Below are 20,289 nucleotides of genomic sequence, written 5' to 3'. Positions count from 1 at the left end.
AACGACCCCCAACTCACTGATTTTTATGAACAAAGATAACAAAACTCCAAGGCATTTTTTTGGTGAACATGGTGCTGAATGGATACGATCAGCGCCGAACACGAAAAAGCCTTACCATGTGTACGAGCGAGGAAGCGAAGTACCCTACGCCGCTACTGAGGCCGAAGCCGCCGAGGCTTACGCAAAATCTCAGCCACCCAAGGCCCCCGACTGGATAGCCGAAGGTATTGCCGCCGATGCCGAAGGGATGGAAGAATCAGCCAACGAAACAGCAGGCAAGAAAGCTACTGATGAAACAACAGATGCACCGCCGACCGATCCGCTACGCGAAGTAACAGCGACAGACCTATTACGGCGGAAAGTTGAATCTATTCCCTGTCTGATAGAGCCGATATTTCAGGCCGTCGGATTGGCCGCCGTGGCAGGTAGTAGCGACGTTGGTAAGTCGGCGTTTCTTCGACAGTTGGCGTTTTCCGTCGGAACCGGTGAGGCTGATTTTTTAGGCTGGCCCATCCGGGCAAAACACCGTTCCGCTATCTACGTTAGTACCGAAGACGACGAAAACGCCACCGCCTTTTTGCTTTGCATGCTCAACAAGGCGCAACAGAAAAACCCGTCCGACTGCCAGGGATTGCGGTTCATCTTCGATACACACGACTTGCTAAACGAGCTTGACCGCCGACTGACTAACGCACCGGCTGACCTTGTGGTTATTGATGCGTTTGGCGACCTGTACGGCGGTGATGCCAACAAGACAAACCAGATTCGGCAGTTCTTACATGGCTACAGCCAATTGGCTCAGAAACATGGTTGCCTTGTTCTGTGGCTACACCACACCGGCAAGCGAACAGACGACGAAGCCCCCAGCAAACATAACGTTATCGGTGGGCAAGGTTTTGAGGGAAAGATGCGACTGCTGATTGAGTTGCGCCGTGACCACCACGACCAGAGCCGCCGACACCTTTGTATTGTCAAAGGGAACTACCTGCCCGACGAGTTCAAAGGCGACAGCTACGCCTTAGGCTTTGAATCATTTCAGTTCACACAGACCGCCGAGCGGATACCCTTTGAACAGTTGATGAAACCCAAGGACGATACCGACGTAGGCCGCGAAAAATACGAGGAGATACAGCGACTTCGTGGGCTTGGCCTCAAGGGTGACGTGCTGGCACAACATGCCGGTATGTCGAAAGGGTACATCTCCAAGCTAGAAGCAAAGTATGGCCCCAAAGAGGAGATGGAAACCGAAGTTTCCTCACAGTTTCCTACAGGAAACTCTCGGTAAACTCAAGATCAGAAAAGTTTCCAGTTTCCGATTCTCTAGGGGTTTGGAAACTGGAAACTTTAGAAACCAGCCTAAGTCATGCCAGCTAACTCAACCGAATATCGCTATCATCTGCCTAAAAAGGCGATCAAGGGAGATTGCCCACAGTGCGGGCCAAAACATCGGCGTACCCTGTCGCGCTACGTCGATAGCCAGGCCGGAGAAGTATTACCCGAAGAGTTTGGGCGATGCGACCGGGAGAGTAATTGCGGCTATCATCTCAGCCCATACCATAGTGGCCCACAGGGTACAAGCTACGCCGACGAGGTGTTCGAGCACTGGAAAACAGCCAATCCACTGCCACCGAGCTACACCCGCCACACGACACCCACACCTTGCCCGGTAGTCGAAGAGCCGATTTACACCCTACCCGATGAGGTATTCAGAAAGACATTAGGCCACTACGACAGCAACCAGTTTGCTACTTTACTATGTAGTCGTTTTGGGCAGCAGAAAGCCGAAGACCTGTTGAAACGGTTCCAGATCGGTACGTCGAAACGTTGGCCAGGAGCTACCGTATTTTGGATCATAGATGAGCAGCAGCGCGTAAGAGGTGGGCAGGTCGTTCTGTTTCGCGAGGACTGGCACCGGAGTAAAGATCACTTCGGATCGGCAGGAAGTTGCTTGAGCTGGCAGTACAGACAACGCGGCGAATCCATACCGGAGTGGTTAGAACAGAACGAGACGTGGCCGGTCACCTTCGGGCTTCACCAGCTATACACCGAGCCGACAGATAAGCCCGTGGCCATCGTGGAGGCGTGTAAAACCGCCGTTGTGTGCGCTGGGCACTTTCCGCAATTTATTTGGCTTGCCTTTGGCGCTAAGAGTTACGCGAAGCCGTCACGGTTGGCCGGACTGAAAGGCCGTAGGGTCGTGCTCTATCCTGACCTGAACGCCTTCGATGATTGGTCGAAACGAGCCGAGGCCATGCGAGCCGAGGGCTATCGGGTCCGTGTCTCATCACTACTCGAAGACAACGCCACCGAGCAGCAGCGGAAGGACGGGCTAGACCTTGCCGACTTCTTACTGATGCCCGCACCACCGCCCAGGATTGTAACGACGCTGACCGATTGGAAACCCGGCACCGTTTTTCGACCTGACCCGGCACTTATTGAATTTCTTTAACTGACTATACTCCCTAATCTCTCATGTTTGGAATCCCCGCAAATCCACGTTTTTCGGCTGGCCTGGCACAGGCCCTCATGCCAACCCGCAACTTCGCCCAAGAACGCGCCGATAAGGCCGCCAATCTGCAATTAGTGCAACTCGACCAGCAGCAGGCAGCACAAGCCGCTGACCAGAAACGTACCGCTTTAGGGCAGGTGCAAAACACCCTGTCAGCCATCGACCAGCAGAGTCTACTAGCCCCCGATAAAGCCCGGCTTAATCTGAACCTGACCGAACCGTTTCGCCAGCAGGTAGAAGCCGAATTACGCGATGACTACGGCGGCGACGTGACCCGCTACCAGCGTGAACGAGGCGACTTTGCAGCCAAGCAGTTCGCCAAGCAACTCGTTAGCCATCCGCTCTACACGAGGGCGATCCAGAATATGGCTAACTATGCGTTGGCTAAAGATGCTGAGGCAAAGGGTAAGCTCATTGTAGGGAACTTCGATCAGCATTACGCCGACTACATGCAGGGCAGAACTGATACTCTTCATTTCCAGGGTGCCTATGATGCGCCGAAAAATGTGTGGGACTACTTCGATAAGAACCACCACGCCCAAAGCCCCTACGGGCAATACGTGGGTAAGGCAGGAGGGCGGCCACAGTACAAGGCTTTTGAGGTCACCCACCAGGACCTAGAAGACCGACTGATCAGCGAAGGACTAACCCCCGCCGAAGCCGCCGACTACATCAAACGGCTGGATTATCGAGGCGGGAGGACGTGGAAGATGGATTCACAAAGCCCGTGGGAGGCGCAGGACCAAGCCCAGCAAAACGCCTTCCGTCAGCAGGCATTAAACTACCAGGGACAGGGTTTGGCTATCCAGCGAGAAGGCATGAGCCTAGAACGCCATCGAACCAGTGCCGAGGTCAGCCTAAAGAACGCCCAGGCCCAGAAAGCGCAGGCCGAGGCCAAAGGCAGTACGGGTAGTGCCGGGATCGTGCAAAACATATGGGCACCACCAAAGACAAGCCTTTCGATTGCCAGGGGGCCCAACGGGAAGGCCATTACCATGAATGGCAGTGAGGTGATGGTATCGCATGGCGTAGGTGGCGAAGTGGGTAGACTGCTGGCTCAGACCGTCGGTATCGAATCCGATATAGCCCCCCTACTCCCGCCCGATACGGAGGGCAAACAGGCGCCCGGCCTGATAGCTTCTAATCTCACATCGGTTACGGTCAATGGTCAGCGGGTTGGTAATGCCGATGAAAGCCCCATCCTGTTTAGACGAGTGGATACGAACCGCATCTTTCACGTCAAAGGAGAGGGCGGCGCTCCGGGTGTTGGCCGGGTTCCGCATGTGTTGGCTACGGCTAACATCATCGACCAGGTAGGCAAAGACGGCAGACCGGATAAAAGCCACGACGTAACCGTACTACTGCCCATCCCTTACTCAGCACTGGCAGCCAATCAAATCGGCGCTACGTCGGCCACCAACAACAGCGACGAGAAGCGGGCACAAACGGTGATCAGTGCTCCAGCCGAAACGGGTAGCCGTTCGCCGCTATCCGGCTTGATACCAAGTCGAAAACAGCAGCTTCGAGCGCAGGAGTTACGCGACTTTTTGCTTGGACCTAATCCGTAGTGGATATATAAGAAAGGGGCCAACGTGCGCACGTTGGCCCCTTTCTTGTATTTAGATATGTCCGGTTGATTGTGTTGAAAGTACTACCCGGCAGTACTATTCTATATATGTTTCAAAAACGAATTATATATTGTCTTGCAATTTTGCGTGAATAGATATGAAAAAGATTTTAAAAATCACCTCCGGTTGGATTTTACTAATCTTCGGGGTAATAGTGCTGGTCACTGCATTAAAGCAAATGTTTCCAACATTCTATGCTCTAGTAGATGCGTTAACATCTGAGGTTAGTAGTGAGAGACGCGCCGAAATAGTAGGCAGACTTTTAGGAGGTATTTTGATAACCATTCTCGCTTTTTTGCTTATAAAAAAGGGAGCGGCATTGAAGAGTTAGTAAAATTCTCTACGCTTGACGGTGAAGTAATACGACATGGCTGTACTACCCCTTTCTCCCTTCTATTCCCCCTGCCACTCACCACATCACGCAATACCCGCTATACGCGCCCGCGTAATTATCACAAGTAGTTTGATAATCAGTCGTTTAAACACATGAGCAAAGTGACCAGATTTGTAAATTTTAATTGTATTTTTTTCGCTGATAGCCAGATTGTAGGGTTAGCCCCCCGTCCCAAAAAAGCCCGTACCCCTGACCCAAATACCCCCCGGTAGATTACATGAAAATATTGCCATTCGGTACCTGTATTGAATGACGCCGACACTAACGGGCTTTTGGCGTGATGAGCACAGAAGTTGAGAACAAACCGGCTCAATCTGTCGACGCTTCTTTTGTTTACCTCCGGTTCTATTCTGTTATGCCAGCCAGCTACGGGGCCAAACATGTAATACCAGACCCTTTACAGGGGTGTATCAGGCCATAAGAAGGGCAGGCAGCAAAAAGCAGATGCATTCGCAACAAGTAACCGTATACGCGAAAAAGTTTCTCAAATGCTTGGATTCACCAAGGCCGTTCCCTATACTTAGGTCATTCCCCAACGGCAACGACGCACTAGCCCCAAAAACAGGGAACCCCAAACAACATGGCAACGGCTAACACACCCGCCCCCCAATCGTTTACCCTTTCTCTGGGCAGTATTCACGTATCAGATGCCGCCCCCTACCTTCGGGCTCTACTGTATGGTCGCAAAGAGTCTATCCGCCAACTTGCCCGAAGTAAAAGCCGGGAAGACTACAACGCACTTGAAGTTGTCGAGAACCGTATTGATGGGCTTTCTTGGGACGTTGAAAAAAGACTTTTAGACCTACGTACTATGAGCCCCCGTACCGACATTACCCCAACCTTCGACGAGGCTATTCTAGAACGATTGATCGACGAGCGCAACGACAACGACATAAGAATCTGGAAGGCCGATCCGTCCGATGATTACGCCGTATGGCTGGCAAAAGACGACGCAATCAACAGCGAGTTAGAAACGCTGTTATTGGCGGCCATCACTGAACTGCAACACTACCAGTAGTAAGTACCTATCAGGCTATAATGAACGAACCCTGGCTATGTGTCGGGGTTTTTTCTTGCTCCTACCACCTTGCGCCTAGTTTAGGGAGAAAACGACATCCTTAAGCGTACACTACCAGGCTGGCTATACGATCCGGTATTCTGTGACTAATTCCCAATCAGAGTCACCTCCAACGCGTTTCCAGGTAAGTTTATAGCCAGGGTGCTCGCGCCGTTTCAAAGCGAGTTTAGCGGGTTGTACAGTCTCTGGCATTAGCCGGCTGGGTACATGTACCTTGAACATCGTTCGTTTGGTTGGCGCATAGACTACCATCATTCGCTCAGCCGATACCGTGGCTGTAGTCAGCTCTTTTTCAGTTAGATAAACCATATACTGAGTATTTTGTCGACAGGCAAAAGAACTACTCAGGGTAAAAAAAACGTGACGTTTAGATATACTCATCTAAAAAGCCATGTATGTGCATTTGGTACTCTTTTGACGATTCGTTCTGAATCTGATGTGTCGATGCCCCTAACGGTGAGATGTATACGGGCGCGGTCTGGTCACTGAAACGCCTTCCAACGGAGTCATGGCTTAAACTGGTCAGCGTATCGTCGTGGTTCTTTTAATCAAACTATAACAGACTACCGACCACGTAACAACAACAAAGCCGGTTACATCGTGTTAACTCAACGAGTTATTGAATCAAACTCTTAGGTAGTGATAAAACGCTCAACGGTGGTACTGTTGGGCGTTTTCGTGTGAAGTATAGCCTGTAACCAACCGGTAGCACTCAAAAACAATCTAACATTCGCCAGGTTAGGCAAGTACTATATTATACCCAATTAGGTATTAGAACGCCCGATGGTTATGCTGTCGGGCGTTTTTGTAGTAAGCGTATTTTCTTTGCGTTCGAGCATAAACAGATGGCTTAATAGCGGTGAATTACGTATCGACTTCCGCGAGAAGTCTACATGTGTCTCCAAAATCGAGGTAGACAAAGAGCAGATTACATGCCTTTTCAACAGCAGGCAAGAGCAGGAGATTATTTGCCTGTTGTAGAGAATAGACCATTGAGTAAACCAGTACGTCCAACCATTGCGCCGGATGGTTGGCAGAAGATGAGGTGATCAACAGCCAGTTAAAGGCCCTGTTATTCGAGGCCATCACTGAGCTAGAGTACTACCAGCAGTAAGTACTTGTCAGGCTATAATGCACGAACCCCGACACATAGCCGGGGTTCTTTTGATCAGCCGACTTGTTTCTAATATATTTTTGTATTATCTTTGGTCATAGTTGAAAGCCCGCTACCGAGGTGAACTATCGGAGACAAATCATGCAGATTATTACCGACTACACCCGCGAGGCGTACCGACCGATCAACCGCAACCTGTTACAAGGTATTGCCACCGAGCAGGCCAAGACCCTGTTTAATGCTGTAGCCGCCTTGCCTATGATGCCCGGCACAAGCTACCGGACCTTCACGGTTGACAACATCGAGCAGTACGTCGAACAGATCAAACGTAGCCCGGTGCTCACCTTTGCCGCCTTTTCCAGTGCCAGCCGGTTACAGCCTGTAGCCCTTAAGTTTGGCGGTAACGTTCGGTTGACCATTGAGGGTAAAACAGGCCGGGACATTGCGGTCTACAGTGATGCGCCACGCGAGGCTGAAACGCTGTTTTTGCCAGCCCTGAACCTACGCATCAGGCGGCTAAAGACGGTGAAGGTTGCCGGCCAGATCGTGGCCGTTGAGATTGAAGCAAATGAAGTATAACCACGGAGCCGGAGCCGATAGTCCGGCCTTTACAATGGTATCAGAACAACACCAGCCAGCAGCCACCACAACACCAGCCAGCACATTAGGTGACCGGATGCAGTCAGCCGGGACCGGAATAACGCCCCCCACCGACAGTGAGGAGACATTTTCAATTGAAGAGGAAGAAATAGAACTACCCGGCGAAGTGATACCCGGACGCGGGACCGCCGGCGAAGGGTTCAGGCTGTCGAACACCGCAGATCAGATGCCCGCGCTCATTGCAGGACTTCGGCGCTGGAAGGGCATGACCCAAACACAGCTAGGCGAAGCCATTGGTTACCCGGCTCAGGTCATCGGCAACATCGAACAGGGGAGCCGCAAGCTGGGACTAAAGACATTGGGCGACCTGTTCACGGCGCTGGGCGGTGAGCTACATATCGAGTTCAGAGAGAAGCTCTAACAGCAACACAGCCCTGGCGATACGTCGGGGCTTTTTTGTGTATGTTCGGGCATAGAACGGCCCATCAACAAAACCAATAGGCTCGATAAGGGCTTCTAACCCAATGGCAAAAGAGAAATCTAAACTACGTGATTCTAACTCTTCTAGTGACCCTTTAATGGAGCTAATTGCAGATTCGCTTGAGGTTATTGCCGATAGTCAGATGAAGGAAGGCATTTTAAAAGATTTACCTATTGCCGGGTCATTTTTCAAAGTATACAATGTTTTTTCAGGAATAAAAGACCGTATATTCTTTAGAAAACTTAATTACTTTATTTCCGAATTGGAATCCATCCCGACGGAGGATAAAATAAAGTTCTGGGCTTCATATGAAGGGAACGAAACGGAAAAACAAAAACTTGGTGAAAAGATCATTATATATTTAGATCGGTATGACACATTTGATAAGGCAATACTAATGGCCAATGCTTTTAGAGCCTATATCAAAAATCAAATTCAAAAACCTGATTTTTTGGATTTGATTGTATTTATAGAATACGTTCAAGTACATCATCTTGAAACAATCACGTCTATTTTAATTTCTACCGGAAGAACTAATTTCTACGCAAACGTAAATAGATATAACGATTGGAAAGGTTTCATATCCGAAATGGAATCTCAGCGGTTACTGGAGTATGAGGATACTGCCAAGATGGTTGAAGATCGTCACAGGGGGGCAGTTATAAAGACAGAAAGAAAGCATCGAATTACTTCTTTAGGTCAAAATTTTTTGAACTTTGTAATTCCTGAACTCTATGAAGACCTTTTAAATAGAGGAAGTAGATAACCCAAATAAATTGCCGAATCTCTTAGTCGTAGGCGAGTATGCGAATTTGCCAAGCAACGATCTGAAAATTGCTAAGATTCAGCAGTTTTAACTAGAAGATAATTTACGAAAGCACTACATGCCACCAACATAAATTTTGCATCCTCCTGCTTAAGGGTTGATTCCTCTAATAAAGCGTGCCTAATACCATCTGTATCACTGGTATACCCGTATAAACTAGAAAATGACTTCTTCAAGGCCGGATGTAACTCGTGCTTTTTTTCTATTTCATTCAAAGCTTGCCCTAATGTTGCTTTAGGGTCTTGAGTTATCACTTTCGATAACGATTCGACCGAACTCACTGACTCTTTGATCGAATTGCGGTAGTCGGGATTATCTCTATCCGCGAAAAGCTCCAGTGCTCTGCGCAGGTGAATATATATAGGCTTGAGGCTTGCTGTATCGGTATCTTTGAGTGTATCCTCAATAGATGCTATCTCTTCTTCAGATGTGATTTCTATAATCATCCCACCAACAAACCGATACGCTGAAAGATGTTCTTTTAAGGTATCGTTTGTGAAAGAAAAGAATTGTTCGTTAATCTCATTAATAGGGTCATCATAACTGTCGGTCTCATTGTAGTTATTTGGCATAAACTCTAGTATGTCAAACATTTCATTCCATTTACCATTAATAAAGTCAATTTTCAACCTTTCGGTGATACTTTCAGCATCATAAGGTATTTCGTCTATTCGCGCTTTATAATGCCTGACCCAAATCTTGGTTATGAGAGCGTTCGTGCTCTTTTCTGTCATGACTACTGGGCCTCTAAACTTCCTGAAATAGAACATGCTCAAAGCATTCCAAAGAAAATTTCTCAGTGCCATGTCTGCACTTTCTCTCTGAATCATTGACCGTACTGGCTTCAGGCCCATACGCTGCGAAAATGTCATATTGCGATGTAGGTTAATAAGACATAAAAAACCGGAATCCGTCCCCGAATCCGTCCCCAGCACAAAAAGAGAAACCCCTAATTACCTGATAGTTAGATAATTAGGGGTTTGCTTTGTAGCGGGAGCTGGACTCGAACCAGCGACCTTTGGGTTATGAGCCCAACGAGCTACCAACTGCTCCATCCCGCGATGTTGGGAGTGCAAATGTACGGCAACTTTGGATAAAATCAAGTACCTTTGTAAAAATATTTTTCTGGCCGCCTTCCGTTGTGAAACATAAGGCATGGCCTTCACCTCAAAGCCATTGGTTATTAGACCAATATGGGATCACCTGACATACAACCACCCGGAGACCTAAGTCCGGGTGCCCCGCCCGCTCCCGATTTTCGGGCCGGGTTCGTGAGCATCGTCGGTAAGCCGAACGTCGGTAAATCGACCCTCATGAATCAATTGATTGGCGAACGCCTCTCAATCATCACCTCAAAAGCCCAGACCACCCGCCACCGGATCATGGGCATCCTCAACGGCAACCACAACGGGCAACCCTTTCAGCTCGTTTACTCCGACACGCCGGGTATTATTCAACCCAAATACAAGCTCCATGAGTCGATGATGAGTTTCGTGCGCGGGTCGCTGGAAGACGCAGACGTGATTTTGTTTGTGACCGACATCTTCGAGCAACACGACGAAGACGACGTGATCAAGCGGCTTAAATACGCCAACGTGCCCATTATCCTGCTTATCAACAAGATCGATCAGGCCTCGCCCGAACAGGTAGAGGAGAAGATCCGGTATTGGGAAGAGCACTTTAGCGTGGGTGGGTATGCTGTTCTGGAGGAAGGGGAGAAAGGAGGAAAGGAGGAAGGAATTCCTGACGAAGACTCGCTCCGTTTCAACGAAGACGGTAGCCTGATTGACGAAGATGACCTGACCGACGTTGACCTCACCGAGCAACCTGTTGCCGAAGCCGAGCCTTCCGGCCCTCGCAAGGCTACCGAGATCATTCCGATTTCGGCGCTGAACGGGTTTAACCTGGATCGGCTGTTCGACGATATCGTGCGCTACCTGCCGGTTCATCCGCCGTATTTTCCGGAAGATGAACTGACCGACAAGCCCGAACGCTTCTTTGCGTCGGAGATGATCCGGGAGAAAATCTTTCTGAATTATAAGAAAGAAGTGCCCTACAGCTCGGAAGTGGTTATTACCGGGTTCAAAGACCGCGAAGACATGTTGGTGATCTCTGCCGAGATTCTGGTAGAACGCCCCACCCAACGGGCCATTCTGTTGGGTGAAAAAGGTAACATGATCAAGAAAACGGGCATTATGGCCCGTGAAGAATTGGAACGCTTCTTCGGTAAAAAAGTCTTTTTAGAAACACACGTCAAAGTAGAACCCGACTGGCGCCAGAAAGAGCGCATGCTCCGGCGGTTGGGCTATGACGAATAAATAAGAGAGGAGGAAAGGAAGGAACGGGAGAAAGGAGGAAAGGGATGCACAACCCCTTAGCCTCTTTCCTCCCCTTCCTCCGTTCCTCCCTTTCCTCCTTTAAAAAAATGTCAAACATTGTCGCAATTGTAGGCCGCCCGAATGTGGGTAAGTCAACGCTGTTTAATCGGTTGATCGAGCAGCGTCAGGCCATTATGGATAACCAGTCGGGCGTAACGCGCGACCGGCACTATGGGCGGGCCGAGTGGACCAACCATTTTTTTACCGTTATCGACACCGGCGGGTATGTGGTGGGGTCGGAAGATGTCTTTGAAGAGGCTATCCGTGAGCAGGTCGAAATCGCTATCGACGAAGCCACGGTGATTCTGTTTGTGGTTGATTGCATGACCGGGGTTACGGGACTCGACGAAGATTTTGCCAATGTGCTGCGCCGCTCGAAAAAGCCCGTTTTCGTTGTGGCCAACAAAGCCGAAACCACCGACCGTATGCAGGCCGCATCCGAATTTTATTCGTTCGGCATGGGTGACCCGTACCCCATTTCGGCTCAAACTGGCTCAGGTACAGGTGACTTGCTCGATGAAGTTATTAAGCACTTTCCGTCGGAAGACGTGGAAGACCCAGATGCAGGTATTCCACGCATCGCTATCATTGGTCGCCCCAATGTGGGTAAGTCATCGTTTGTTAATACGCTGCTGGGCCGAGAGCGCACTATCGTAACCGATATTGCCGGTACTACCCGCGATTCGATCAACACCCGCTACAAAGCCTTTGGCCAGGACCTGATCCTGACCGATACCGCCGGTTTGCGCCGCAAGGCCCGCGTGAGCGACAACATCGAATTCTATTCGACGCTGCGCACAATCAAGGCCATGGAGGAGTCGGACGTATGCATTATCATGCTCGACGCCACACGGGGCATGGAAAGCCAGGACATGACCATTATTGGGCAGGCTATTAAAGCCAAAAAAGGTGTAGTGCTGATGGTGAATAAATGGGATGCCGTAGAGAAAGATCACCGCACGGCTGATGTCTGGAAAAAAGAAATGCTCCAGCGTTTGGCCCCCATTGATTACCTGCCCGTGATTTTCACATCGGTACACGAAAAGCAGCGCATTTTTCAGGTGATGGAAAAGGCAATGGAGGTGTATGAGAATAAAACAAAGAAGATTCCAACGTCGAAAATAAACGAGTTGATGCAGCCCGAAATAGAGGCGTATCCACCACCAGCGTTGAAGGGTAAACACGTGAAGATCAAGTACATGCTTCAGGTGCCCACTCCCTCACCGACGTTTATTTTCTTCTGCAATTTGCCGCAGTACATCAAAGAATCGTATGAACGTTTCCTGGAAAATAAACTCCGCGATCACTTCGGTTTCGATGGCGTCCCGCTGACGTTATTTTTCCGACAGAAATAAAACTAATGGACAATGCATAATGTACAATGAACAATGGCTCCGCAAGTTGAATCTATCAGAGCGCGAAGCCATTGTTCATTGTACATTATGCATTGTCCATTCCCTTTACTCCAAAACCACCTCTTTTGTGGGGTCAATTTTGAACCACAAGAGGCACCTGCCCTGCTGCTGGGCCGCACTGAGAAAGCAGGGTTCGTTGTCGTTGAAGTCGCCGGTGATTTCGGCGTTGTAGCCAAAGACCAGGCCTGGGAATACCCCCCCGCTACACAGATCATTGCCTGCGCTAAACAGAAACCGGACAACGACCGGGTAAAGTCAGCTGGTGGCCGTATCCGTATACGCCTACCACCAGCCCACCACCCGCAACCGACTCGGCCCCAATTGTGCGCCAAGAGCACCACCAGTAAAGACAGCACCCGAGCGCGGTAATTCACAGATTATTCGCCAGCCATGCCCGGCCTTCATCTCACTAACAGGCTGAAGGTCAAAGCTAATAGCCAAGTTAATTAAACAATGAGACAACTAATATTAGTCTATATAGCAACTGGGTATACATCATATTGCTATTAATACGTTCTATATAGGAGCATTTATTGATATGTTTGCCGGCGTTCTAGTGAATTCTGCTGAGTAGTGTGTGCTGTTTTTTATTGTATCGGTGTTGCTATCGGTACTCATATTTATTAAGCGGTCATTATTCTACTTTCTCTATTCGCTTAATTTTCACGCAGTTAGATCACTCGTTTGTAAATAATGTAACGAACAGACGAACATATGGCCCTTTAAATAAATTAGGCACAATAAACGGCTGAACTTTTAAGTAGGCTACGTCAATAACCGGTATCTTAATGGCTTGAAAAACAGCCGAAATGACAGACAGTATGGAAAATGACAAGAAGATTGAAAAAGCGGCCTACGTGCTTAAGGCAGTAGCCCACCCATTGAGGATTAAGATTATTCAGATGTTGCACGAAAACAAGGAGTTGAATGTCTCAACGATATACAAAAACCTCCACGCCGAGCAGTCACTGATTTCGCATCACCTCATTAACATGCGCGACAAAGGCATTCTGGAAATCAGGCGCAGCGGCAAAAACATCTACTATTTCCTGGTCGATAACGCCGTAGCTGAGATCATCGAATGTATTTACAAGAGTAAAATTCTGGCATAATCGATTGTTGCTAGTACAAACAAAGAGGCCCGTCTTCGTAGTGAAGACGGGCCTCTTTGTTTGTAACTCCGTCACCCGGACCTATTATTCATAAGCAGAAGCGGTCTGTTTTCCTATTGCTCAAGCCAGCCATAAAAAAGTGGACCCCTTCTGCTTCGAAACAATAAAGACTAGGCAAATAGCTCGCCGTTCTTGTAGTTAGGCACTACACCAAGGTGGAAATAAGCCTTTTCAGTAGCCTCCCGGCCGCGCGAGGTACGCTTTAGAAAACCTTCCTGAATCAGGAACGGCTCATACACTTCTTCAATAGTCTCCGATTCTTCGCCGCAGGCCGTAGCAATGGTCGACAGGCCCACGGGACCGCCTTTAAATTTCTCGACAATAGTCATCAGGATCCGGTTGTCCATCTCGTCGAGACCGTGCTGATCGACCTCAAGGGCACTGAGCGCAATTTCGGCAATGGCAATGTCGATGACGCCGTTACCGCGCACCTGAGCAAAGTCGCGGGTGCGGCGCAGCAGGTTGTTGGCAATACGCGGTGTACCCCGGCTACGGCGGGCAATCTCAAACGCGCCCTGTTCATTGATGGGCGTTCCTAAAATACCCGCCGACCGCTGAATGATACCGGTAAGCAATTTGGCATCATAATATTCCAGCCGGGCGCTGATGCCAAACCGGGCGCGCAGGGGAGCCGTGAGCATGCCCGCGCGCGTTGTGGCGCCAATGAGCGTGAAGGGGTTGAGCTTGATCTGTACCGACCGGGCATTTGGCCCCGAATCGAGCATGATGTCGATCTTGTAATCTTCCATAGCCGAATACAGATACTCTTCCACGATAGGGTTGAGCCGGTGTATTTCGTCGATGAAGAGCACGTCGTTTTGCTGGAGGTTGGTGAGCAACCCTGCCAGATCGCTGGGCTTGTCGAGCACGGGGCCGGAGGTCATTTTTATGTTGGCCCCAAGCTCATTGGAGATGATGTGCGAGAGGGTGGTTTTGCCCAAACCAGGAGGGCCGTGGAGCAGCACGTGATCGAGGGCGTCGCCCCGTTGCATGGCAGCTTTCACAAACACTTCCAGGTTTTCAAGCACCTTGGCCTGCCCCGTAAAATCCTCGAATGATAATGGCCGAAGCGCCCGTTCGATCTCCTTCTCAGAAGTCGACATTCCATCGCCCGAACCGGTCATAAAATCTTTTCGCATTGTTGATTATCAGGCCATTAGCAATTACCCTGACCTATTCAAAGATACGAAGAAAAATGCAGAAAAGCAGGAGGGAGGAAAGGAGAAAAGGGTCGCCGACGCAGGTTTTTTCACGTCAGCAACCCTTTTCTCCTTTCCTCCCTCCTGCTTTTCTCCTACCTCAATAACAACACACTGCCTCGTTTTACCACAGCGGGCCGTTCGGGGAAATACTGACTTCGGTAGCTGATCACATACGGGTATACCATCGACTGAACGGGTTCGCCTTTGTAGGTGCCGTCCCAGTCGGGTTTATCGGGTGTACTGGCAAAAATTACTTCGCCCCAGCGGTTATAAATCCGTACTTCCAGATCAGTGGTATAGGCATAGAGCGGACCAAATTTATCGTTGTTACCATCGCCATTTGGCGAGAAGGCATTGGGCGTCTGCAGGCGTGGTTCGCAGAGGTCAACCACACGAGCGGCGTCACTGGCTACGCAACCGTTACTGCCAGTCACCACCACCGAATACGTCCCTACCGACCCTACCGTAATAGCCGTCGTCGACTCGCCGGTGGTGGTCCATCGAACAGTCTGATTCGGTGATTGGGGCACGACACGAAGCTGCGCCTGCTGCCGGTCGCCCACACAAATAACGGCCTCGCGGGTGAGCGAGAAGCGCGGCGCAGGATCAACCGTCACCTGCACATCGTCGGTTTGTTCGCAGCCCGCCAGATCAACAATGACCACATAACGCCCTGTCTGGGTGGGCCGCAGCAGGGATCCCTGCGTACCATCAGACCAGCGGAATACGGCCCCTGGCGATCCGGTGGCCTGTACCGTCCGGCCAGCGCCCTCGCAGAAGGTGAGGTCGGTCAGGGGCGTGACTACGGGGGTTGGCTTCAACGCCACCTGTCTCGGTGCCGAATTAGCGCAGCCATTGGCCGTCACGGAATAGGTCAGCGTAATGGTTTGACCGATCAACGCCGGCGACGGGGTGAACTGCCCACCCGGGTCGACATTCGGCCCCGACCAGATGCCCCCTCCGGGACTACTGCCCGACAGTTGCAGCGAGGTGAGCGACCCCGGCGCACCCAGACAGAGCGACAGGTTATTACCCGCCGACACACTGGGTTTAGCCACAAACTGCACCGCCACAGCATCGGTGCCCACGCAGCCGTTGGCCGTATTTGTCAGCGTGAGTGAATACGTACCCGACGTGTTTACGCCGTTGGAACTGCTCGTAACCCCATTACTCCAGCGGTAGGTACCACCTGCTACGGCAGGACTCAGTAGCAGTACAGTATCGCCCAAGCATTTGCTTCGATCTGGTCCCAGATCAAGCGCAACTACCGTGTTCAGACCAATTGGCACCGCCGAAAGCGACGAAACGCACCCCAGATTATCAGCCACGGAAACACTGTATACGCCCGCCGAAACGCCTGACAATGAAGCTGTTGTACTCACTATATTTCCTGCCTTATCGCGCCACTCATACAGTATCGGCACCCCACCCGACACCCCAAGCGTAGCGCTGCCACTGCCCGGTTTATCACACTGCTGCGGCGTGGCCTGTGTGGTTAGCTGCAACGGAGGCACTTTTGTTCGCAGGGCAAACGTACTGTCGCGGTAACAGGTGAATATGTCGGTGGCTCTAACCCGGTAGTCACCCTGCGTCAGCGCCGACGCCGAACTGGTGGAGGTTGAAATGGGCGTTCCGGCAATGGTTGTCCACGAATACACAAACGAACCTGCCGGGCTGGGCGTCAGCGCGATAGCCCCGTCAACGGTGGTACAGCCGGCAGGGTTTGTCAGCGCGGCGGTCAGCGTTGGGTTGTTGCGCTGAGCAATGTTGATCGTGTCGCGGGCTACGCAGGTGACGTCGCCAATTTTGTACGAACCCGTTACCGAATAGGCTCCTGGTTTGCCCACGGCAATGGTGGCCGAGGTTTCGCCAGTACTCCAGGCAAAGGTGTTGAATGCTTTTTGGGGTACACTCAGCGCATAGGTTCTGCCCTGACAATAGGACGTATCGGGGCCGAGGTTCAGGCGCTGCGGTATGCGGAACAGCAACCTGATGGTATCGCCGTTGAAACAGCCTCCATTTGCCGCCAGGCCAATATATTCACCGGATCGATAAGCCTGGAAGGTTTTGGTCCGGGCTACCACCCGCCTGTTATACAGCCAGATGTAGAATTTAGCCTTCACGCCAATGTCGAGCAGTTTACCGCGCAGATCGCATACCTCTACATCCGGCCCCAGCTTTACTGTGTCGGGTACGGCCAGGATCGTGATGGGGGCTTTCACCAGCGTGTCTTTGCAGATACCACCGTCGGCCCGTTTTGTCAGGATACGGAGCGTGGCCGTGTAGGAACCGGGGTTGGTGTAAGTATGCACCTGCGGCGATGCCTGCGTAAATGACTTGGGCGCGCTGCCATCGCCAAAATTGAGCGTGTACTGCTCTTTGAGTTTCTGGCAGTTGGGTGTGATCTGGAACGTAGTAGGCTGCCCGGCGCAGGTGTCGCTCACGGCCAAACCAGGGCTGTTTGATTTCTCGTTGAAGTTAGCGACCTGGTTTGGCAGCCCCAACTGGCTAATCTTGCCGCCCAGATTGATACCGTCGGCCTGGAATTTCAGGCTGTCGAGCAGGCCACCGTTCGGGTTCAGGATCACACCCAGCGATGGGTTGTCTTTGATGGCCACGTAGATTTTGCCGTCGGGCGCTACCTGCAGCGAACCATACTGCCGCGTGCTGCTGCTGTCGACAACTGTCTTCGAGCTTTTTATAAGCGAGTCAGACGGCTGGGTAAGGTCATAACGCAGTATGTAGGATAGCCCCTTCAACGAACCATTGGCATTGGTGTCGGCCAGCATACTAACGTAGAGTGTTTTACCATCGGGCGAAAACTCGACGCCATAAGCTTTGGGCGGTGCGGGGCCAAGGTCTATCCGTCGGAGAGGCTCGGTTACTTTACCGGTTGAGTCGTTGAAGTTCAGCAGTTCCACAAAGTTGTGGGTTTCCTTACCCTTGGTCGTGTCGCCGGGAATGACCACAGCCAACGGACGCTGCCCTTTGTTGGTCGTGTCGGTGGCGGGGCCAACTTTCATTTGTCCCTCGCCTTTTTGCGGCGTGTCGTGCGCAGTGCCCACGCAATAAGTAGCGGCCGTGGCACTCTCTGCTCTCGTCAAATGGTTGACTCTGAAACAGTTGGTTCCATAGTCGTGGGTGATAGCCCAGTAAGTAGTATCGCGGTCGTTGCGTACCGAGGCCGACCGCTCAGTGCTGGGTGTGGTACCTCCCACTGGAATGTTCCGGTCGATAATGGCCCCATTACCTTTATTATACCGCATGTCGACTACGCTGTAGGTGAGTTGGCGCGTGCCCCGAATCTCGGCGGTGGTATACACATAATAGAGGTAGTCACAGCCATTACAGACCGGCTTTGGCACAATCAGCGCCGACTGTGTAGACCGTATGTTGCCCCCCAGCTTGGTCGTGTCATTGGGAATCAGCGAGGGCATCTTGTTGCCATTTCGATCATAGACCGAGATACCGTCGGTATAAAACAGCAGTTTGCCTTTAGTGTCGGCAATGGATGAAGTGCCCTCAATGGTATTCAGCTTGCCGTTATCAAGTGCTTTGGGCGAACCGCCCTGAAAATCGAGGCCCGCATTTCCACCAAAAAACCATTTGACACCCTGTTTCTGAGGCTGTTCCCCGCACACATCGACGTAGATCCGATCCTGAGTACTACAGCCGTCTTTGTAGGATACTTCGACCGAGTAACAGCCTGAACTGTCGACCCGAATGGTCTGAGTGGAGTCGCCTTTAGGAAACCAGCGGTAAATAACCCCCGACGGTGTAGGCCCGGACTGATAAGGGTTCAGTACAATTTTGTCGCCTTTACAAATAGTGGTGTCATGCCGCCAGCCCGTAAACTGCGGGGGGCGGTCACCTACGTTGATAGGAAAAGAATAGGTAGTGTCGGTGCCGTTTTTGAATTTCCGAAGAAGCGTAAACTGTTTTACTCCTGGCGTAGCAAACGACACGTTGATGGTGCTTCCCGTAGTAGACGTGCCGCCGGTGCTAAGGGTGCCGCCAACCACTGTCCAGCTTGACGACGCCACTTCGGTAGCCGCAAGCACATCGCTGATCACAATCGAGTCGGCTGTTTTACAGCTTAAATCGGGTACGCATATTTTGCGGGGAACCACCACGCCACGGGGTATTTGTGCCATGCTGACCGACAAACCCGTCAGCAGCCACAAAACAGCCCACAACCAGTTAGAACGTATAAGTTGAGTGTGCAGTACCATTTGTTGCTTAAAACGAAAGTCGGTAATCCGTATAACAGACAACAGACACGTTACGTTAGTATAAACGAATGCCAGCGAGTAAAATTTTACGGTCCAAACCGGCATCTTTACGCGGATTTACCCACGGCCCGGTTCATTCATTGACGAGGGGTACGTATCCATTCGCTGCCTGTTATCTTTAATCAATTCGCTCGTTTGGCAATGAATTTGCGCTGCCTTCTACCTATGGCTAAACAGTATACTCTCCTTGTGCTTCTGCTGTTGCTCAGCATGGGGTCGGTGTGGGCACAGGACCCTCAATTTACCCAGTTCTACGCGGCGCCCCAATACCTGAATCCAGCCTTTGCCGGCTCGGCGCTGGCCCCGCGTGCTACCATCAACTACCGTAACCAATGGCCCGCCATTACTAACTACGTAACCACCGTAGTAGGCATCGACCATTACATTTCCAAGCTGAATAGTGGCATTGGGCTCATGCTGGTGAGCGACAATCAGGGGCAGGGGGCTGTGCAGAGCACCGAACTGGCCGGGCAATATGCTTATCAGTTTCAGGTAGGCGAGGCATCTTTTGTTCGTCTGGGCGTACAGGCAAGCTACGTAAACCGCAACGTTAACTATTTTGGTCTCACCTTCGGCGACCAGTTTTCTTCGCAGGGCCTTATCCGCGACAAAACCACCGACGCAGTAGTGCTGGGCGGCTCGCCCACCAACAAGTACGTCGACTTCTCAACTGGTGGCCTGTTCTACTCCGACTGGTTTTGGGTGGGCGTATCGGCACACCACATTAACCGACCTGACCAAAGCTTTTTCGTTAAAAATTCAAGCCGGTTGCCCGTAAAAGGCAGTTTCCAGGCTGGGTTGCGCATTCCGTTGAACGGATTCACAGGCCGGGGCGACGAACTGGAACGCGAGATCAGTTTCTCGCCGGTGGTGTATTATAAGTTTCAGGGCAACTACGATCAGCTCGATTTGGGGGCCTACCTTACCTATTCACCCATCACGATTGGCGCGTATTACCGGGGGATTCCATTTAAAAAATACGATCAGCGGATTAACAACCACGACGCGCTGGCGGGCCTGATTGGCTACCGTGCCGACAAGTTTTCGATTGGCTACAGCTACGATGCCACCATCTCAACGCTGGGTTTTGCCTCTGGCGGTTCGCACGAAATCTCAATCTCCTACATTTTCGACCGCCCCGAAGGCCGCTCCCCCCGCTACAAACAGCGCAAAGGCGAGTTGTCCTGTCCCAAGTTCTAG

16 protein-coding genes and 1 tRNA gene are annotated in these 20,289 nt (G+C 51.1%); 13 read left to right on the top strand and 4 right to left on the bottom strand.

All coding sequences use genetic code 11. The features are described 5' to 3' along the window. The first annotated feature begins 25 nt into the window (after nt 1-25). The 8 genes from J2I47_RS15005 (at nt 26) to J2I47_RS14970 (ending at nt 8,570) form a co-directional block, all read left to right on the top strand. Complete coding sequence (locus tag J2I47_RS15005) at nt 26-1,285, top strand: AAA family ATPase (protein WP_207365406.1); 1,260 nt, start codon at nt 26-28, stop codon at nt 1,283-1,285. A 78-nt stretch (nt 1,286-1,363) separates the two neighbouring features. Then, nucleotides 1,364-2,449, top strand: coding sequence for a DUF6371 domain-containing protein (locus J2I47_RS15000; protein ID WP_207365405.1), 1,086 nt, complete (start codon nt 1,364-1,366; stop codon nt 2,447-2,449). Between the two features lie 23 nt (nt 2,450-2,472). Continuing rightward, complete coding sequence (locus tag J2I47_RS14995; RefSeq protein WP_207365404.1) at nt 2,473-4,077, top strand: hypothetical protein; 1,605 nt, start codon at nt 2,473-2,475, stop codon at nt 4,075-4,077. Between the two features lie 157 nt (nt 4,078-4,234). Then, a complete protein-coding gene (locus tag J2I47_RS14990; protein WP_207365403.1) occupies nt 4,235-4,468 on the top strand; it encodes a hypothetical protein in 234 nt (77 codons plus the stop codon). 643 nt (nt 4,469-5,111) lie between these two features. Further along, nucleotides 5,112-5,549, top strand: coding sequence for a hypothetical protein (locus J2I47_RS14985; RefSeq protein ID WP_207365402.1), 438 nt, complete (start codon nt 5,112-5,114; stop codon nt 5,547-5,549). Nucleotides 5,550-6,864: 1,315 nt separating this feature from the next. After that, complete coding sequence (locus J2I47_RS14980) at nt 6,865-7,302, top strand: ADP-ribosyltransferase family protein (RefSeq protein ID WP_207365401.1); 438 nt, start codon at nt 6,865-6,867, stop codon at nt 7,300-7,302. Beyond that, nucleotides 7,292-7,744 carry a helix-turn-helix domain-containing protein gene (locus J2I47_RS14975; protein WP_207365400.1) on the top strand — a complete coding sequence of 151 codons (453 nt, stop codon included), beginning with the start codon at nt 7,292-7,294 and terminating at the stop codon, nt 7,742-7,744. Before J2I47_RS14980 ends, J2I47_RS14975 begins: the two co-directional genes overlap by 11 nt. Nucleotides 7,745-7,847: 103 nt before the next feature. Further along, on the top strand, nt 7,848-8,570 hold the full coding sequence (locus tag J2I47_RS14970) for a hypothetical protein (RefSeq protein WP_207365399.1): 723 nt from the start codon (nt 7,848-7,850) through the stop codon (nt 8,568-8,570). A 71-nt stretch (nt 8,571-8,641) separates the two neighbouring features. On the opposite strand, the gene J2I47_RS14965 is transcribed toward J2I47_RS14970, so the two are convergent. Together J2I47_RS14965 and J2I47_RS14960 are read right to left on the bottom strand one after the other, a co-directional pair. After that, the gene (locus tag J2I47_RS14965; protein WP_207365398.1) at nt 8,642-9,502 is read right to left on the bottom strand and encodes an AbiJ-NTD4 domain-containing protein; all 861 of its coding nucleotides are present in this window, start codon (nt 9,500-9,502) and stop codon (nt 8,642-8,644) included. 116 nt (nt 9,503-9,618) lie between these two features. Next, nucleotides 9,619-9,691, bottom strand: a tRNA-Met gene (locus tag J2I47_RS14960). A gap of 132 nt (nt 9,692-9,823) precedes the next feature. On the opposite strand from J2I47_RS14960, the gene J2I47_RS14955 reads away from it, so the two are divergent. From J2I47_RS14955 to J2I47_RS14940, 4 genes are all read left to right on the top strand, one after another. Continuing rightward, the gene (locus tag J2I47_RS14955) at nt 9,824-10,948 is read left to right on the top strand and encodes a GTP-binding protein (RefSeq protein WP_207365397.1); all 1,125 of its coding nucleotides are present in this window, start codon (nt 9,824-9,826) and stop codon (nt 10,946-10,948) included. 107 nt (nt 10,949-11,055) lie between these two features. Continuing rightward, nucleotides 11,056-12,363 (top strand): ribosome biogenesis GTPase Der, encoded by a 1,308-nt coding sequence (der, locus tag J2I47_RS14950; RefSeq protein WP_207365396.1) that lies wholly within the window; start codon nt 11,056-11,058, stop codon nt 12,361-12,363. An 87-nt stretch (nt 12,364-12,450) separates the two neighbouring features. Then, complete coding sequence (locus tag J2I47_RS14945) at nt 12,451-12,792, top strand: hypothetical protein (RefSeq protein WP_207365395.1); 342 nt, start codon at nt 12,451-12,453, stop codon at nt 12,790-12,792. A 440-nt stretch (nt 12,793-13,232) separates the two neighbouring features. Further along, nucleotides 13,233-13,535 (top strand): ArsR/SmtB family transcription factor, encoded by a 303-nt coding sequence (locus J2I47_RS14940; protein WP_229374618.1) that lies wholly within the window; start codon nt 13,233-13,235, stop codon nt 13,533-13,535. Between the two features lie 170 nt (nt 13,536-13,705). Here the strand turns inward: J2I47_RS14940 and ruvB are convergent, their stop codons facing one another. Both ruvB and J2I47_RS14930 read right to left on the bottom strand, forming a co-directional pair. Then, entirely contained in the window at nt 13,706-14,734 is a 1,029-nt protein-coding gene (ruvB, locus tag J2I47_RS14935; RefSeq protein WP_207365394.1) for a Holliday junction branch migration DNA helicase RuvB, read from the bottom strand. A gap of 155 nt (nt 14,735-14,889) precedes the next feature. Then, nucleotides 14,890-18,951, bottom strand: a complete 4,062-nt coding sequence (locus tag J2I47_RS14930; RefSeq protein ID WP_207365393.1) for a T9SS type B sorting domain-containing protein — start codon at nt 18,949-18,951, stop codon at nt 14,890-14,892. Between the two features lie 303 nt (nt 18,952-19,254). On the opposite strand from J2I47_RS14930, the gene J2I47_RS14925 reads away from it, so the two are divergent. Further along, on the top strand, nt 19,255-20,289 hold the full coding sequence (locus J2I47_RS14925) for a PorP/SprF family type IX secretion system membrane protein (protein ID WP_207365392.1): 1,035 nt from the start codon (nt 19,255-19,257) through the stop codon (nt 20,287-20,289).

Origin of the sequence: Fibrella rubiginis (assembly GCF_017353185.1) — a bacterium.
GTDB lineage: Bacteria > Bacteroidota > Bacteroidia > Cytophagales > Spirosomataceae > Fibrella > Fibrella rubiginis.
This window is presented reverse-complemented; position numbering and strand designations above follow the sequence as displayed.

Bases quoted from the DNA above. Each gene is read 5' to 3' on its own strand.
- J2I47_RS15005 (WP_207365406.1), top strand. From the start codon at position 26: ATGAACAAAGATAACAAAACTCCAAGGCATTTTTTTGGTGAACATGGT.
- J2I47_RS15000 (WP_207365405.1), top strand. From the start codon at position 1,364: ATGCCAGCTAACTCAACCGAATATCGCTATCATCTGCCTAAAAAGGCG.
- J2I47_RS14995 (WP_207365404.1), top strand. From the start codon at position 2,473: ATGTTTGGAATCCCCGCAAATCCACGTTTTTCGGCTGGCCTGGCACAG.
- J2I47_RS14990 (WP_207365403.1), top strand. From the start codon at position 4,235: ATGAAAAAGATTTTAAAAATCACCTCCGGTTGGATTTTACTAATCTTC.
- J2I47_RS14985 (WP_207365402.1), top strand. From the start codon at position 5,112: ATGGCAACGGCTAACACACCCGCCCCCCAATCGTTTACCCTTTCTCTG.
- J2I47_RS14980 (WP_207365401.1), top strand. From the start codon at position 6,865: ATGCAGATTATTACCGACTACACCCGCGAGGCGTACCGACCGATCAAC.
- J2I47_RS14975 (WP_207365400.1), top strand. From the start codon at position 7,292: ATGAAGTATAACCACGGAGCCGGAGCCGATAGTCCGGCCTTTACAATG.
- J2I47_RS14970 (WP_207365399.1), top strand. From the start codon at position 7,848: ATGGCAAAAGAGAAATCTAAACTACGTGATTCTAACTCTTCTAGTGAC.
- J2I47_RS14965 (WP_207365398.1), bottom strand. From the start codon at position 9,502: ATGACATTTTCGCAGCGTATGGGCCTGAAGCCAGTACGGTCAATGATT.
- J2I47_RS14955 (WP_207365397.1), top strand. From the start codon at position 9,824: ATGGGATCACCTGACATACAACCACCCGGAGACCTAAGTCCGGGTGCC.
- der (WP_207365396.1), top strand. From the start codon at position 11,056: ATGTCAAACATTGTCGCAATTGTAGGCCGCCCGAATGTGGGTAAGTCA.
- J2I47_RS14945 (WP_207365395.1), top strand. From the start codon at position 12,451: ATGCATTGTCCATTCCCTTTACTCCAAAACCACCTCTTTTGTGGGGTC.
- J2I47_RS14940 (WP_229374618.1), top strand. From the start codon at position 13,233: ATGACAGACAGTATGGAAAATGACAAGAAGATTGAAAAAGCGGCCTAC.
- ruvB (WP_207365394.1), bottom strand. From the start codon at position 14,734: ATGCGAAAAGATTTTATGACCGGTTCGGGCGATGGAATGTCGACTTCT.
- J2I47_RS14930 (WP_207365393.1), bottom strand. From the start codon at position 18,951: ATGGCACAAATACCCCGTGGCGTGGTGGTTCCCCGCAAAATATGCGTA.
- J2I47_RS14925 (WP_207365392.1), top strand. From the start codon at position 19,255: ATGGCTAAACAGTATACTCTCCTTGTGCTTCTGCTGTTGCTCAGCATG.